This window comes from Achromobacter sp. (assembly GCF_032113835.1).
GTDB lineage: Bacteria > Pseudomonadota > Gammaproteobacteria > Burkholderiales > Burkholderiaceae_B > Achromobacter.
The window spans coordinates 45218-57899 of record NZ_DAMCTG010000006.1; the positions used below are offsets into that span (position 1 = coordinate 45218).

The window sequence follows — 12682 nt, forward strand, 5'->3', positions numbered from 1 at the left end:
AATCGACGTAATTGTAATTAAGTGAAACCAGCCGGATTATCTGGCCAGCGTCACCCAGTACGAAGTCCGCGTCACCACGCGCAGATCAAGGGTATTCGCCACGACAGCCAGCAGCGCATCCGTGTCCTGCAGGCGGAACACCCCGGACACGCGCAGGCTCGCCACCGCCGGATCGCATCGGACGACACCCCGCCGATAGCGGGACACTTCAGCGAGCAATGCGTCCAGCCGCATGTTGTCGGCTTCGATCACACCGCGCGTCCACCCCGGCGCGGCGCCGGACGGCGACGGGCTGTCAGCCCGGGAGACAGCAGGAAGAAATGCCTGCGCCGTGAAGCGGACGGATTCGCCCGCGTTGAAAACCCGCGAGGAACCGCCGGCCGCAAGCGTCACAGCGACCCGATGCTCGAGCACCGTCAATTCGGTCATGGCGTCGCGGCCGTCGAGTTGCCGGACGACAAATCGCGTGCCCAGGGCTTGCAGACGTCCCTGCGGCGTCTCGACGTAAAACGGCCGGGCCGCCCTGTCCGACGCCGTACGCACATAGACTTCGCCGGCCCGCAACTGCACCACGCGGGTCGTGTCGGAATAGCGCACGTCCATCCCGGTATCGGTATTGAGCAGCACCTGGCTGCCGTCGGCCAACATCAGGTCATGGTTTTCGCCCACTGCCGTGCGATACGCGCCCGCCTGCCGGTTGTCGACGTGGTAGCCCAGCCATGCCGCGGCCGGCGCCGCGAAACCCACGGCCGCCAGCGTACGCAACACCGTGCGCCGGCTGACTCGCGGCTCGCGCGTCAGCAGCGGCACACCCAGCGCGGCCGGCACGGCGTTGAACTGTTGGGTCAGGCGCTGCGCCCGTTGCCAGGCGAGCTCGCGATCCGGACTGCCCGCGCGCCAGCGTTCGAAGGCGGCATGATCCGCAGGCCCCGCCTCGCCCGAGTGCAGCCGCACCAGCCAGCGTGCGGCCTCGCGGATGATCGCGGCGTCCAGGGGCTTGGAGTCGGTGGCGGCCATGGAATCAATGCTCCAGCAAGGTCAGGCAGACCTCGAAGCCCTGCGCCATGTACCGCTTCACCGTGCGGTCGCTAAGGCCGGTGCGCGCCGCGATTTCGGCGTAGGTCAGGCCTTCCAGTTGCGACAGCACGAACACTTCGCGCGCCTGCGGCGCCAGGTTGGCCAGCATGCGGTCCAGCTGTTGCAGCGCCTGCTGCACGCCCAACAGCATCTCTGGCGACGCCTCCATCTCGGGCGGAATCTCGGCTACGGCCTGCAGCCAGGCGCGCTCGAGCGACCGGCGGCGCCAATGGTCGTTCAGCAGTCCGCGGGCGATGGTGGTCAGGTAAGCGCGGGGCTGCCGCAGCGTGCGGACTTCTTCGGGATTGCGCAGGACGCGCAGAAACGTGTCGTGGGCGAAATCCGAGGCCTCGTCGGCGTGGCCGAGCTGACGCCGCCACCATTGGCAGAGCCATTCGTAATGGGTTTCGCAGAGAAGCTGGAGCGGCTGGAGGGGTTTGGACATGCTCAAACGCCCCGGCAGGCAGCGCGATGACACAGAAAAGCCGCCTGGCCGGAGTGGGCTCAGGCGGCGAGAACCGCCAAATGATACCAAGAATTGTTCGCAACATGTATTGCGGCGTGGCGTCACCCCTCAGTCACTGCCAGTCTTGCGCATAAATCCGCTTCCACTCCTTCTCCATGTCGACCACCGTCCATCCGTTGGCCGGCGCCGCGTCCAGGGCCTTGTCCAGCCGGCCGACGCTCGAATCGCGGTCATAGGCCCATTCGCGTTTGGCGTCGGTGTGGTGAACGATGCCGCCGAAGCGCTTGCCCGGCCCGGCGGTGGTCCATTGCAGCATCTGCAGGTCGCCGTCCGAGTTACCGAAGGCCATGATGGGGCGCTTGCCGATATGGCGCTGGATGGCCACGGGTTTGCCGGGGCCGTCGTCGTTGAAATCCAGTTTCGGCAACCGCATCAGCTCGTAGCCGCTGCCGCTTGCCACGAACTCGCTGCCGAACGCAGTGCCGATGACCTGTTCCGGCGGGATGCCATAGGCCTTCTGCGTCCAGGCCCGCATGAACTCGGTTTCGCCGCCCGACACGACGTAGGTCTTGAAGCCGCGCGCGCGCAGGTAATCCAGTAACTCCCGCATCGGCACGTACGTCATGCTGTCGTACGGCAGCTTGGTGCGCGGATGGCGCGCGGTTTGCAGCCAGTGGTCGACGCGTGGGGTGAACTGCGCGACGGGCATGCCGGTGTTGGTCGCCATCACAATTTCCATCATGCCGCGTTCGCCGGATTTGGCCACCGCCTCATGATCGTTCTGCAGCACGGCCATGAAAGGCTGGCGCGTGGCCCAGTCCGGATGCGATGGCGCCAGCGCGTGCACCTCGTCCATCGAGAACATCACCTGGAAGTAGATCGGCTTCTCGCTCCACAGCGTGCCGTCGTTGTCGAAGACCGCAATGCGATCCTCCTCGGCCACGAAATCCGGGCTGCCCGGTTCAGTGACCGCCTTCACGAACGCGACGATGGCCACGCGGGATGGCCCGTCGGTCCAGGACGCCAGCTCCGCCTGCTTCTGGCGGTCTGACGCAGCGCACCCGGCCAGCAGGCACAGGATGCAGAGCCACATCCAGGCCAGCCGCCGCATGGAGGGTTGTTGAGTCGAAGGCTGCATGACGATCTCCCGTGCGCACGCATGGCGCGGTGGTGACACCATTTGGACGCCGTCATGCATCAACGGCTGGCGATGCTGCCTTGGGACGCTTGCGCCGCCTTCCACTGCTGCGGCGTCATGACGGTGCGAAAGCCGATATGCGACATGGGATTGAGCGGATCCGTGCCGCGCCGGGCGCTGTTGCGGTAGCTGATGCAGTACGTGTCGCTGCACAGAAAGGATCCGCCACGGGTGACGCGCTTGGGCGCAGACACGGGGGTGGCGCCGTCATCGGGATCGAAACTGTCGGCCGGGCCGACCGGGTCCTGCGGCGGCTGGCGGTATTGCGCCTGAAACGTGAAGGCGTCCGCGCGATACCAGTCGGACGTCCATTGCCAGACGTTTCCCGCCATGTCGTACAGGCCATAACCGTTGGGCGCAAAGCTGCCGACGGGCGTGGTGCCGACCTGCACCTTTTCATCCTTGACGACGGGAAACGGCTGCGGCTGTTGGGTGTCCCAGATGTTGGCCATGGCCTTGCCCTGCGGCAGCAGTTCGTTTCCCCAGGTATAGGTGGCCTGCTCCAGTCCGCCGCGCGCAGCGAATTCCCATTCGGCCTCGGTGGGGAGCCGCTTGCCCGCCCATCTAGCGTAGGCTTGCGCGTCTTCGTAAGACACCTGCACGACCGGGTGATCGTCCTTGCCGTCGATATTGCTGCCGGGCCCCTCGGGATGCCGCCAGTCCGCACCGGGAACAAAGCGCCACCATCGGGAATAGTCACGCAACGAAACCTCGGTCTCGGTGCCCACAAACACCATGGCGCCCGCCTGCAAGGCGCTGTCGTCAGGACGGGGCGTGCCTGCCGGAAGCTGGACGCGCAGGTCTTCCCAGCGTGGCTTTTGCTCGGCGGTCGTCACATAACCGGTCGCCTCGACGAAGTGGCGGAATTGCGCGTTGGTGACGTCGTGCACGTCCATCCAGAACCCGCTGACGCGCACCTTGTGCGCCGGGCGCTCGTTGGGCTGCGACATCTGGTGGTCGTTGCCCATGAGGAATTCATGGCCGGGAATCCAGGCCATCGCCGCTGGACCCTGCTTGCCGTCGCCCAGCGTGATGACGGGCTGACCCGCCGGCGGCGCAGAAACCGCAACATAGGCGCCGATCGCGCCCAGTACCACCACCACCGCCAAACCAATCTTCGCGTGCTTTTTCATGCGCGTTCTCCTTGAAGAGAATCCTTTCGCAATGCAGGCGTAGCTTTTGAATCCGTTATAGCGCCGCGGCCCGCGAGGCCAGCTTGCGGTTGCCCTCGCTATTGGGTTTGAGACCCATGCGTTCGGCGGTCAGCACCTTTGCGATCGAACGCGCGCCGTTACGCAGCGCCGCCTCGACCAGCGTCAGCGCCAACACGTCACGCTGGGCGTGGCTGCCCCCGAACCGGTGCGCGATGAGGCGCACGTCCCGCAGCAGATCCACGGTCAGCCCGTAGTCTTTGCGGGCGAAGGCCACCAGCGCGTGCGCCACCGGCAGCCCCACGTCGCGCGTCATCATCGCGTTGGTCCCCGCGCCCTGCGCGGCGGCTTCCATGGATTCGATCAGCGTCTGTGCCGCGGCGCTGTCGCCGGCGCCCAGGTAGGCCATCAGGGCATGCACGTCGTTGAAGGCGTAATAGCCCGTGCCGCCGCGCGCCTGCCAGACTTCGGCAAGCTGCCTCCACCGCCACTCGACGTCGACGCCACGCAGCAACAGACGCCACAGCATGGCCGACGCATCGATAAGATCAAGCACCTGCCCGGTGGACGTTTCGCGCAGGCGGTCGTCGTACATGGCGAGCACTTCGGCCATGTCCTCGCGGTCCAGGTGAAACAGGGCCAGGTGCCACCAGTTGTGGATGGACAGCATGTTATCGCTGGACCAGTCGTCGCGGCGGCCAGTCAGCCAGGCGATGCCCTCGTCCACCCTGCCCTGCATTTCCAGGACGTGGGCCACCGCGTGCACGGCCCACGGGTCGCGCGGGTTCAGATCCAGTGCGCGGCGGCCCTGTGTTTCGGCTGCGCTGTAGAGATTGGTCTCTTCCAGCCCGAAGGCATGCATGCCGAGCACGTAACCGTAGTCGGGCATCTTGCAGTTCCAGGCGGGCAGGATGCCGGCCACGCGGTCGCGCAGCATGGCCGAACGGCCCAGCAGGAAGTCGCCGATGTGACCCACCTGCAGCGCCAGCGTGTCGTGCGGGTAATCGGCCAGGATGTCGGCGTAGCGCCGTAGTGCGGTAGAGAAATTGCCGTCGAGCCAGGCGCGCGCCGCGGCGGTGTGGCGGCGTTCGCGATCATTGGCGATATCGAAAAGTTCTTCGGCGGCCTCCACGCTTTCGCGCAGCAGCGGCTCGACGCACTTGTCGCTGGCGGTGATCATCATGCCCGCGCGCAGCAGGTGGCCCATGACGAAGACGGGATCCTCGGCCAACGCCTTGTCGATGACGCCAAGGGGGGCGCCGTAATAGCCGTGGAACAGGCTTTGCGCCTGCTCGTAGGCGGCCATTGACACCGGTTCATCAGTGGAAACGGGATTGCCCCGCACATCGCTCAGCGCCATGGCGATCTCCCAAAGGGCCGGCCCGCGACGGGCTTTGGAAATATAAGCACGGAAGTCCCGTGCCGGCAAAACGCAACTGCGCTAGTGCGACTGCACCGGGCATGCGGGTACGGTCATGGACAGACGCGGTCACAACGCGTGATGCCGCCGCGCCGGTCCGTGTTGACCAGCGCGGCGGATGAATGCGCGCGCACCGCAGAATCCCGTTGACAGGCGGGAAAGGAAGATGAAAATTATTGCAGTTCAAACCCCGCGGACGATGCACATCGGACTCCGCGTCCCGGACTCCGCGTCCCGGACTCCGCGTCCCGGACTCCGCGTCCCGGATTGAACACCCCCAAGTACGTAGGCCAATGTGAACCGCACGGTGTGCAGCTTCGTGCGGTTGATTTCACTCTCACACAACGGAGTTGAAAATGGCGACCAAACGAACGCTCACTTGCGGTGCCGCAGCACTTTTCCTCGCGGGAGCGGCAATCTGTGCCCCCGCTTCCGCGCAAGACCAGCGCAAACCCAACATCATCCTGCTCGTCTCCGATGACACCGGTCTCGGCGATATCGGTGCGTATGGCGGCGGCATCGGCCGCGGCATGCCAACGCCCAACATCGACCGGCTCTCTTCCGAAGGCATGACTTTCTTTTCGTTCTACGCGCAACCCAGTTGCACACCCGGCCGCGCCGCCATGCAGACCGGCCGCATCCCCAATCGCAGCGGCATGACCACCGTGGCCTTTCAAGGCCAGGGCGGGGGCTTGCCGGCGGCCGAATGGACGCTCGGTTCGGTCCTGAAGACCGCCGGCTACAAGACGTTCTTCACGGGCAAATGGCACTTGGGCGAAGCCGACTACGCCCTGCCCAATGCCCAGGGCTACGACGAGATGAAGTACGCGGGCCTCTATCACCTGAATGCCTACACGTACGCGGATCCCACGTGGTTCCCGGACATGCCCGCCGACGTGCGCGAGATGTTCCAGCGCGTCACCAAGGGCGCGTTGTCCGGCAATGCCGGCGAAAAGCCGCGCGAGGAATTCAAGATCAACGGTCAATACGTCGACACGCCCATGGTCAACGGCCGTGAAGGCGTCGTCGGGATTCCGTTCTTTGACCGCTACGTCGAAAAGGCCTCGCTGGACTATCTGGACCGCAACGCCAAGTCCGAGCAGCCGTTCTTCATGAGCATCAACTTCATGAAGGTGCACCAGCCCAACATGCCGGATCCCGACTACATCCACAAGTCGATGTCCAAGAGCAAGTACGCCGACTCGGTCGTGGAACTGGACGCGCGCATCGGCCGCATCATGGACAAGATCCGCGAACTGGGCCTGGACAAGAACACGCTGGTGTTCTACACGACGGACAACGGCGCCTGGCAGGACGTCTATCCCGATGCGGGCTACACCCCGCTGCGCGGCACAAAGGGGACAGTGCGCGAAGGCGGCAACCGGGTTCCCGCGATCGCGTGGATGCCCGGCAAGATCGCGGCGGGCGCCAAGGATCACAGCCTGGTGGGCGGACTGGATCTGATGGCGACGTTTGCCGCTATCGCGGGCGTGAAGCTGCCCACGAACGACCGCGAGAACAAACCGATCATCTTCGACAGCTATGACATGTCGCCGGTTTTCTTCGGCACCGGCAAGTGCGACCGCAAGTCGTGGTTCTACTTCACCGAGAACGAGCTGTCGCCGGGCGCGGTGCGCGTCGCCAACTACAAGGCGGTGTTCAACCTGCGCGGCGACGATGGCGCGCACACCGGTGGGCTTGCCGTGGACACAAACCTGGGCTGGAAAGGCGCGGAGTCCTACGTTGCGACGGTGCCCCAGGTGTTCGATCTGTGGGCCGATCCGCAGGAGCGTTACGACATCTTCATGAGCAACGTCACGGAGCGGACCTGGACGATGGTCATGATCAACGACGCCGTCGCGCCGCTGATGAAGACATATATCGACTACCCGCCCCGCAAGATGCAAAGCGAAGGCTATGACGGACCGCTGACCCTGTCCGGCTACGAGCGGTTCCAGTACATCCGCGAAAGTCTGGCGAAGGACGGCTTCAAGCTTTCATTGCCCACCGGGAACTGACGCCGGCACGCCGCGGTTCGCCTGATTCAGGTGAACCGCGCGGAGGCGGGACACGTCCAGGCAGGCGGCTTGCTGCAACAGACGGATGGACGCGGCAATGCCATCCCGGCAAGCTTGCCGCCTGCCCTCAGGAGGTCCCATGTGGGAGCCCAGCGAACGCTATCCCGATCCGGCCATCGAAGTGTTGGATCCCCGATTTTTCAAAATCCGGCTCACCAACGCCGGCATCGAACGGCTGGCCACGGGCGTGCGGTACGGCGAAGGACCGGTCTGGTTCGGAGACGGCAGGTGCCTCATCTGGAGCGACATTCCCAACAATCGCCTTTTGCGATGGGACGAGGAAACGGGTGCGGTATCGGTGCACCGCCAGCCGTCCGGCTACACGAACGGCAACACGCGGGACCGCCAGGGCCGGCTCATCAGTTGCGAACACGGCGAAAGGCGCGTGGTGCGGACCGAGTACGATGGCACGCTGACGCTGCTGGCCGACCGGTTCGAGGGCAAACGCCTGAATGCGCCGAATGACGTGGTGGTGCGGCGGGATGGATCGGTCTGGTTCTCCGACCCGGTGTTCGGCATTCTGAGCAACTACGAAGGCTTCAAGGCCGACCCGGAACTGCCGACCAACGTCTATCGGCTGGACCCCGGCACCGGGCAGCTGCAGGTCGTGGTTCGGGGCATCCACAATCCCAATGGCTTGTGTTTTTCGCCGGATGAACGGTTGTTGTATGTCGTCGATAACGGATCTACGCCAAACCGCATCCTGGTTTACGGCGTTGGGGATGACGGCATGTTGGATGAAGGGCGCACGTTTGTCGAGGCAAGCGTCGGCGCGATCCCGGACGGCATCCGCTGCGACACCGACGGCAATCTCTGGGCCGGCTGGGGACCTGGACCGGATCTAAGCGGCGTGATGGTCTTTGCACCCGATGCCACCGCCATCGGCCGTATCGCCCTGCCCGACCGGTGCGCCAACCTGTGCTTTGGCGGCGCGCGCCGCAACCGGCTGTTCATGGTGACCGGTCAATGCCTGTTCGCGCTGTATGTGAACGCGCAGGGCGTCGCGTACTGCTGAACAGGCCGCTACAGAAAGCCGATCCAGCGTCCTGCCACCAGGCATCCGAGCCAAAGCGCGAGCGACGCACCTGCCTGCGCGCGAAGCGTGCCGGTCGGCGGGCTGCCGTTTTCGATGCCGCCCCACCCGCGGCCGCGGTGCACCAGCCAGGCATTGAGTGCGCCCGCAGCCAGCAGCGCCATCTTCGCGAGGAACGCGGGATTCTCCAGATATTCCTGCGGGCGCACTGAAAACAGCAAGGCGCCGGTGACGATCGCCAGTGCCAACCCCGTTGCGGCGGTGCGCGCCAGCACCGGCGCCAGGACGGCCAGCGAGGTCGGCTTCAGGATGCCGAGCAAACGCAGATCCAGCGGCACGATGGACCCGATCAGCAAACCGATGGCGCCGATATGCGCGGCGTTGACCAGCAGGTAGAGAACGCCAGACCGGCGCAGCCACAGCGCCGGCGGCATGCTTTGAAGCTGTTCGAGGGCGAGCCGCAGGAGTTCAGGCATCCGGCGCGGGCGCTCAGGGTTTCTTGATGCGGCTTGGGTAGATGTCGTAGGTTTTGCCGCCCACCGACACCTGCACGGCCTTCATGCGTTTGGCAGCGGCGTCCTGGTCGCGGTTGCCGACGGCGGTGATCGCATCGCCGGGCTTGGCGGATCCTTCCACGAACCCGGCTTCCTTTGTTTGGCTGGGGTTGCCCAACTCGACGGTCCAAACGCCATCCTTGGCCCGCACCTTCAGGGTCGGATGCGGCGGCGCAATCTGCACCTGCTCGATTGTGCCCTGCAACGTCATCTGTTCGGATTCGGCCCACGACCAGCCGTGATGCGCCATGGCTGTCGGGATGACACCGCCGAAGGCGGACAGCGCCAATGCGGCGATCATCGCGCATTGGGAAAGCTTCAGTTGGGAACGCTTCATGTCGATGCTCCTGAAGTGCGATGGCACGCTGTCCGCCCGCGCGGAAACGCAGGCGTGAGCGCCGGAAAAAACAGGATAGCAGCGGGTTCTTGCGTCGGAGGTGAATTTATTTGGCGTGCGGAAGGCGATGAAATGTCGGGAGGATCTTCAGGTTTCACTTTTAAGAAATTACTTTAAGTTTGCGGTTAAGTGACTTCGGATAATTCCAATTAATCAAATACTTGAAGCTTACACATGAAATATCACATGAAGTTGAAAATAAGCGCCAGATCCATCACACATCCCGTTTTTCCCCAGGAAAACCCTGCGGAACTTTCCCCGCTCCGTAACGGTCGCTTTATGTTCAGGCAATTGTCAGCATATGCCGACATACACCTTGAACCCGACTCCGCGCGTCCATCCCCGGGAGAATTGCATGTCATTGCTCCGCTCGCGTTTCCTCGCGAATCTGCCCCCCGCCTCTACCGCGCGCCCGCCTGACCACCCTCCCCCCCACGGACGTTTCCTGCGCGCCGAACCATGTCCATGGCGCGCGCAACCATGAGCGCCGTTCCTGACGCCGTGAACAATCGAGCGCCCACTGGCCTGTCGGTCATGGACGCAACCATGGTGCTGGTGGGTGTCGTCATCGGCATCGGCATCTTCGGTTTCCCTCCCCTTGTCGCCCAGCATGCCCATACGGAGGCCATGTATATCGGCCTGTGGTGCGCGGGCGGGCTTGTCATGCTCGTGGGCGCGCTTTGCTATGCGGAACTCGGCTCGGCGTATCCGGGCGCCGGCGGCGAATACCTGTATCTGACCCGGGCATGGGGCGCACGCGTCGGGCTGATGTTTGCCTGGGCCCGCTGCTCCGTCATCCAGACCGGCGCAATCGCGGTCGTGGCCTTCATTTATGGCGACTACGCGAACCAGCTGCTGCCCCTCGGATCACAGGGACCCGCCGTGCATGCGGCCATCTCGGTAGTCGTGCTGACTGGGCTGAACCTGATCGGCACGCGTTACTCCAAGCGCCTGCAATGGGTCTTTACCGTGCTCACGGTGATCGCCCTGGCCGCCGTGCTGATCGCCTGCCTGACGGCCTCGGGCGGCGAAGCGCTCAAGACCCCGGACCCCACACCGCTATCGGGCAACACTGCGGGCCTCCTGGGCATGGGCATGGTCTTCGTCCTGCTGACTTATGGCGGTTGGAACGAAGCCGCGTATCTCAGCGGTGAACTCCGCGACCCCGGGCGCAACATGAGCCGCGTGCTGCTGATCGGCACGGTAGTCGTCACCGGCGCCTATGTGCTGACCAATATCGCCTTGCTGGAAATCTTTGGCCTGCAGGGGCTGCGGGACACGCCCGCGCTGGGCGCCGAGGTCATGCAGCTTGCGGCCGGTCCGTACGCGGCGGCGTTGCTCAGCCTGACCATCTGCGCCACGGCGCTCAGCACCATCAACGGCACCATCATCACCGGCGCGCGGGTGTATTACGCGTTGGGCCGGGATGTGCCGCGGCTGCAGGCGCTGGCCGGATGGAGCGACCGCAACGAAACGCCGGTCAGCGCGCTGGTGGCCCAAGGCGTGATCACGCTGGCGCTGGTGGCGCTGGGCGCTTTCAGCCAGAACAGCGTGCAGACAATGGTGGCGTACACCGCGCCGGTGTTCTGGCTTTTCATGATGCTGGTGGCAGCGTCCGTCTGGCGGTTGCGCCGCCTGGATCCGAATCGCCCCCGGCCCTTTCGCGTGCCACTCTTTCCGCTACCGCCCCTGCTGCTGGCGCTGACCTGCGCCGGGCTTGTCGTCTCCAGCGCCATGTATGCCGGCGCGGGAGCCCTGATCGGTCTGGCCGTGCTGGCCGCCGGCGTGCCTCTGATACGCCTGCTCAAGCCCGCCCAGGCCGCCGGTTAACTGATTGATCCCTGTCCTCTTCGTCCAAGGAACCCTCACCATGCAACGCTCCAACGTACGTTTTTACGACTCTCCCAAGTCCGCGGTTCAGGCGTTCACCCCGCGCCTGCGTCTGGCGATGCTGGCCTCGGCGATGGCGTTCACCCTGCTGGGCGCGACCGCCGCCATGGCGCAGACAACCGCGGCGCCCGCCAAGGCCGGCGAACAAAAGGCCTATGTGCCGGACGTCGGCCAGGAAGGCAAAGACGTCATCTGGGTCCCGACGCCGCAAAGCCTCGTGGACAAAATGCTCGACATGGCCAAGGTCACGCCCAAGGACCGGCTGATGGACCTGGGCTCCGGCGACGGCCGCACAGTCATCACGGCCGCGCAGCGCGGCCTGACCGCGCAAGGCATCGAGTACAACCCCGATCTGGTCGAGCTGTCGCGCCAGAACGCCAAGCGCGCCGGCGTGGCAGACCGGGCCACCTTCGTGGCGCAGGATCTCTTCACCACCGATCTGTCCAAGGCGGACGTGATCACGATGTTCCTGCTGTCCACCATCAACGAGAAGCTGCGGCCGAAGCTGCTGGAACTGCCGGCCGGCACGCGCGTCGTGTCCAATACCTTCCGCATGGGCGATTGGGAACCGGATGCCTCCGAAACCGTCACCGAGAACTGCCAGACCTATTGCACGGCGCTGTTGTGGATCGTGCCGGCCAAGGTTCAGGGCAAATGGGATCTGGGCGGACAGACGTTGCAGCTTGATCAGCACTATCAGGTGCTGTCCGGCAAGCTGGGATCGGTGCCGATCTCGGACGCCCGGCTGGACGGCACGTCGATCACCTTCACGGCCAACGGCGTGCGCTATGCGGGCGTCGTGAACGGACGCACGATGAGCGGCAGCGCTGCGGGCAAAGGGGAATGGAACGCCAAGCGGAGCTGATCCCTGCTGATGGCGAATTGCGCGGCGCGGCTAAGCATGGCCGCGTCGCGTTGACTGTGCCGGGCATCATGCAATAGCATCTGTTGCATGAGAAGAGACAGCAAGCTTTCCGGCGTCCTGCACGTTCTGCTGCATATGGCCGAACACCTCGGTCCCATGACCTCCGACGACCTGGGCCGCGTGATGCAGACCAACCCCGTGGTGATCCGCCGCATCATGGCCGGCCTACGCGAGCAGGGCCTGGTCCGCTCCGAAAAAGGCCATGGCGGCGGATGGACGATTTCCTGTGATTTCAACGCGGTGACGCTGCGCGACATCTACGACGCCCTGGGCGCACCGGAGATCTTTGCCATGGGCAACCGCAGTGAGTCGCCCGGATGCCTGGTCGAAGAGGCGGTGAATGCGTCGTTGGACGACGCGTTTGAAGAGGCCCAGCGGCTGCTTCTGGACCGGCTCGGCAAGGTCACGCTGGCCGCGCTGAGCCGAGACTTTCATGCGCGCATGGTGGAACGCGGGCAAGCGTTCGATCCGCAGGCCGTCCACGAGGCGTGAC

12 protein-coding genes are annotated in these 12682 nt (G+C 64.8%); 5 read left to right on the forward strand and 7 right to left on the reverse strand.

From position 1 onward, the window contains the following. Positions 1-36 precede the first annotated feature (36 nt). The 5 genes from RT697_RS04340 to RT697_RS04360 all read right to left on the reverse strand — a co-directional run bounded on the left by RT697_RS04340 (position 37) and on the right by RT697_RS04360 (position 5252). Positions 37-1017: a FecR domain-containing protein gene (locus tag RT697_RS04340; protein WP_313697148.1), complete on the reverse strand. Its 981-nt coding sequence runs from the start codon at positions 1015-1017 to the stop codon at positions 37-39. A gap of 4 nt (positions 1018-1021) precedes the next feature. After that, positions 1022-1522 (reverse strand): sigma-70 family RNA polymerase sigma factor, encoded by a 501-nt coding sequence (locus RT697_RS04345; protein ID WP_313697149.1) that lies wholly within the window; start codon positions 1520-1522, stop codon positions 1022-1024. 133 nt (positions 1523-1655) lie between these two features. Next, the gene (locus tag RT697_RS04350; RefSeq protein ID WP_409517397.1) at positions 1656-2681 is read right to left on the reverse strand and encodes an HAD family hydrolase; all 1026 of its coding nucleotides are present in this window, start codon (positions 2679-2681) and stop codon (positions 1656-1658) included. Between the two features lie 59 nt (positions 2682-2740). Next, the gene (locus RT697_RS04355) at positions 2741-3874 is read right to left on the reverse strand and encodes a formylglycine-generating enzyme family protein (protein WP_313697150.1); all 1134 of its coding nucleotides are present in this window, start codon (positions 3872-3874) and stop codon (positions 2741-2743) included. A 55-nt stretch (positions 3875-3929) separates the two neighbouring features. After that, positions 3930-5252 carry a tetratricopeptide repeat protein gene (locus tag RT697_RS04360; protein WP_313697151.1) on the reverse strand — a complete coding sequence of 441 codons (1323 nt, stop codon included), beginning with the start codon at positions 5250-5252 and terminating at the stop codon, positions 3930-3932. 416 nt (positions 5253-5668) lie between these two features. Between RT697_RS04360 and RT697_RS04365 the strand changes: the two genes are divergently transcribed. Then, the gene (locus RT697_RS04365; RefSeq protein WP_313697152.1) at positions 5669-7330 is read left to right on the forward strand and encodes an arylsulfatase; all 1662 of its coding nucleotides are present in this window, start codon (positions 5669-5671) and stop codon (positions 7328-7330) included. 139 nt (positions 7331-7469) lie between these two features. Next, entirely contained in the window at positions 7470-8405 is a 936-nt protein-coding gene (locus RT697_RS04370) for an SMP-30/gluconolactonase/LRE family protein (protein ID WP_313697153.1), read from the forward strand. A gap of 8 nt (positions 8406-8413) precedes the next feature. On the opposite strand, the gene RT697_RS04375 is transcribed toward RT697_RS04370, so the two are convergent. Further along, positions 8414-8899, reverse strand: coding sequence for a DUF6644 family protein (locus RT697_RS04375; protein WP_313697154.1), 486 nt, complete (start codon positions 8897-8899; stop codon positions 8414-8416). A 13-nt stretch (positions 8900-8912) separates the two neighbouring features. Continuing rightward, positions 8913-9314 carry a DUF6152 family protein gene (locus tag RT697_RS04380; RefSeq protein ID WP_313697155.1) on the reverse strand — a complete coding sequence of 134 codons (402 nt, stop codon included), beginning with the start codon at positions 9312-9314 and terminating at the stop codon, positions 8913-8915. A 525-nt stretch (positions 9315-9839) separates the two neighbouring features. On the opposite strand from RT697_RS04380, the gene RT697_RS04385 reads away from it, so the two are divergent. The 3 genes from RT697_RS04385 (at position 9840) to RT697_RS04395 (ending at position 12681) form a co-directional block, all read left to right on the forward strand. Next, positions 9840-11204: an APC family permease gene (locus RT697_RS04385; RefSeq protein WP_409517398.1), complete on the forward strand. Its 1365-nt coding sequence runs from the start codon at positions 9840-9842 to the stop codon at positions 11202-11204. 40 nt (positions 11205-11244) lie between these two features. Next, on the forward strand, positions 11245-12129 hold the full coding sequence (locus RT697_RS04390; protein ID WP_313697157.1) for a class I SAM-dependent methyltransferase: 885 nt from the start codon (positions 11245-11247) through the stop codon (positions 12127-12129). 87 nt (positions 12130-12216) lie between these two features. Further along, positions 12217-12681 carry an Rrf2 family transcriptional regulator gene (locus RT697_RS04395; protein ID WP_313697158.1) on the forward strand — a complete coding sequence of 155 codons (465 nt, stop codon included), beginning with the start codon at positions 12217-12219 and terminating at the stop codon, positions 12679-12681. Position 12682: the final 1 nt, after the last annotated feature.